Here is a 3,045-nt window from a genome sequence, read left to right on the forward strand (position 1 = left end):
GCCCCGCCGCGCCTCTGGTCCGGGGCTCCAGGGCCCGGGCGCGGCGCCCTGTAAACACTCCCGCACGTGGCCGCCGGGCCGCGCCGTGTCCCCCCGGACACGGCTGCCTGCCAGCAGGCACCACCGCGAAACCCCTGTCATTCCAGCCACTTGCATGCGACGTCCGCGCCGGGGACCCCGGCCGGTGCGTGGCATCATCCGTGCTCTGACGCGGGCCCAGGGAGGCATCAACGACATGGGCAAGCGCGTGGGAGTGCTGATGGGCGGGTGGGGCGAGGAGCGGGAGATTTCGCTCAAGACGGGGGAGGCCGTGGTGGCGGCCCTGGAGACCCTGGGGCACACCGTCACCCGCGTCTTCGCGGGGCCGGGCCTGGACCGGGCGCTGCGCGCGGCCGACATCGAGGTGGCCTTCCTCGCGCTGCACGGGCGCATGGGCGAGGACGGCCGCGTGCAGGGCCTGCTGGAGCTGCTGGAGCTTCCGTACACCGGCTCCGGCGTGCTGGCCTCCGCGCTGGCCATGGACAAGCCCATGGCGAAGAAGCTCTTCCAGCTGCACAACCTGGCCACGCCCCGGGGCTACCGGGTGGCCCGCGAGGACGCGGAGCGCGCGCTGGAGCTGCACGGCGACAGCGGCTTTCCCTGCGTGGTGAAGCCCGCGAAGGGCGGCTCGTCCGTGGGCCTGTCCGTGGTGCACGACGCCGGGGCCCTGGTGCCCGCGGTGGCCCAGGCGTGCCGCTTCGGCGGCGAGGCCCTGGTGGAGCGCTTCGTGAAGGGCCAGGAGGTGACGGTGGGCATCCTCGGCGACAGCGTGCTGGGCAGCTGCGAGGTGGCCTTCCCCCGCGAGGGCTTCGACTACGAGGCCAAGTACAGGGGCGGCACCCAGTACTTCCTCCCGCCCCGCCTGTCCGACACCCGCCGCGTCAACGTGGAGTCGCTCGCGCTCGCCGCGTACCGCGCCCTGGGCTGCCGGGGCTACGGCCGCGTGGACCTGCTCTGCTCCGACACGGAGAACGACGTGGTGCTGGAGGTGAACACCCTGCCGGGCTTCACCCCCTCCAGCCTCCTGCCGAAGATCGCCGCCCGCGCGGGCCTGGACTTCCCGGCGCTGGTGCAGGGCGTGCTCGAGCGCGCCACCCGCGACGAGTCCCACGTCACCGAGGCCGCCCCCGTCGCGCCCGTGCCCCTGCGCATCGCCCGCTAGGTCCTGCGCCGCTCGGAGCACCCGGGACGTCGTCCCGGAAGCCCTTTGACGCAGGGAAGGAGGGGGTGACATCCTGCGTCAAGTCTGCCCTGCGACGCCTCTCGAATCCGGGGAATAGTTTGACACGACCCGGGTCGCTCCCTATTGTCCGCCGGCGATCAGTAGCCGGAAGGTCAAAGCCCAGTCTTTACGGGCACATACGGGGCGGGGCTCAGCAGACCCACAGGCGGCGGTCAGCGTGAGCGGTCGGTCGGGCATGCCGCCACGTCTGGTAGGACCGCTGGCGACAGGGCCGGCGGGAGGGGCTGAGCGTCACCGATGACCACCGTCGAGATCATCTTCCTGGCAGTCTACTTCAGCTTGCTGAGCGTGTTGGGAGTCTACGGCTCCCACCGCTACCGCATGGCGTTTCTGTATTACCGCCACAAGTTCAAGCTGCCGACGCCCAACGGCACGCTTCCCGCGCTGCCTCGGGTAACAATCCAGCTGCCCATCTTCAACGAGATGTACGTGGTGGAGCGTCTGGTGGAGTCGGTGTGCCGCATCGACTACCCGCGCGAGCTGCTGGAGATCCAGCTGCTGGACGACTCCACGGACGAGACGTGCGGCATCGCGCGGGCGTGCGTGGAGCGCCACCGCCAGAAGGGCCACGACATCGTCTACATCCACCGCGTCAACCGCCAGGGCTTCAAGGCGGGCGCGCTGGAGAACGGCCTCAAGCTGGCCACGGGCGAGTACGTGGCGGTGTTCGACGCGGACTTCGTCCCCAGCCCCGACTTCCTGATGCGCACGGTGCCCTTCTTCGCGGACGCGAAGGTGGGCATGGTGCAGGTGCGCTGGGGCCACCTGAACCGTGAGTTCTCCATCCTCACGCAGGCGCAGAGCATCTTCCTGGACGGGCACTTCATCATCGAGCACACCGCGCGCAACCGCGCCGGCTGCTTCTTCAACTTCAACGGCACCGCGGGCATCTGGCGCCGCAGCACCATCTCCGACGCGGGCGGCTGGCAGCACGACACGCTCACGGAGGACCTGGACCTGTCCTACCGCGCCCAGCTGAAGGGCTGGCAGTTCATCTTCCTGCCGGAGGTCATCTCCCCGGCGGAGGTGCCGGTGGACATGAACGCCTTCAAGAGCCAGCAGCACCGCTGGGCCAAGGGCTCCATCCAGACGGCGAAGAAGCTGCTCCCCACCATCCTCAAGAGCGACCTGCCGCTGCTGGTGAAGCGCGAGGCCTTCTTCCACCTCACCAACAACATGGCCTACCTGTTGATGGTGCTGCTGTCCGTGCTGATGCCCATCAGCATGGTGGTGCGCTTCCAGCACGGCCTGTACGGCACGCTGTTCCTGGACCTGCCCTTCTTCATCACCGCGACGGCCAGCGTCTGCGTCTTCTACGTGGCCGCCCAGCGCGAGCGCGGCGTGAAGGGCTGGGAGCGCTTCAAGTACCTGCCCTTCCTGATGAGCCTGGGCATCGGCCTGGCCATCAACAACGCGAAGGCCGTGGGCGAGGCGCTGCTCAACCAGCAGTCGGGCTTCGCGCGCACGCCGAAGACGGGCGCCGAGGGCAAGAGCGTCAAGGCCGTGAAGAAGAGCTACCGGGGCAGCAAGACGCTGATGCCGGCGGTGGAGCTGCTCTTCGCCGCCTACTTCACCGGGGCGCTGTGGTTCGCCATCGACGCGCGCATCTACACGTCGGTGCCCTTCATCATCCTGTTCCTGGCGGGCTTCCTCTACGTGGGCGTGTCCAGCCTGCTGCAGGGCCTGGCGGGCCGGGCGAAGGCGCCGGACGCCGCCCCCGCCGTGCCGGCCTCCGAGGAGCAGCCGCGCCAGGCGGCCTGAGC

2 protein-coding genes are annotated in these 3,045 nt (G+C 69.8%); both read left to right on the forward strand.

From position 1 onward, the window contains the following. The first annotated feature begins 235 nt into the window (after positions 1-235). The gene (locus ACLEQD_RS40285; RefSeq protein ID WP_410391250.1) at positions 236-1,201 is read left to right on the forward strand and encodes a D-alanine--D-alanine ligase; all 966 of its coding nucleotides are present in this window, start codon (positions 236-238) and stop codon (positions 1,199-1,201) included. Between the two features lie 318 nt (positions 1,202-1,519). After that, positions 1,520-3,043 carry a cellulose synthase family protein gene (locus tag ACLEQD_RS40290; RefSeq protein WP_410391249.1) on the forward strand — a complete coding sequence of 508 codons (1,524 nt, stop codon included), beginning with the start codon at positions 1,520-1,522 and terminating at the stop codon, positions 3,041-3,043. Positions 3,044-3,045: the final 2 nt, after the last annotated feature.

It is taken from the genome of Corallococcus sp. 4LFB, from assembly GCF_046520365.1.
Lineage (GTDB): Bacteria > Myxococcota > Myxococcia > Myxococcales > Myxococcaceae > Corallococcus > Corallococcus caeni.

What these genes read in the sequence shown, in the direction of transcription:
- ACLEQD_RS40285 (WP_410391250.1), top strand. Translation starts at nt 236, where the DNA reads ATGGGCAAGCGCGTGGGAGTGCTGATGGGCGGGTGGGGCGAGGAGCGG.
- ACLEQD_RS40290 (WP_410391249.1), top strand. Translation starts at nt 1,520, where the DNA reads ATGACCACCGTCGAGATCATCTTCCTGGCAGTCTACTTCAGCTTGCTG.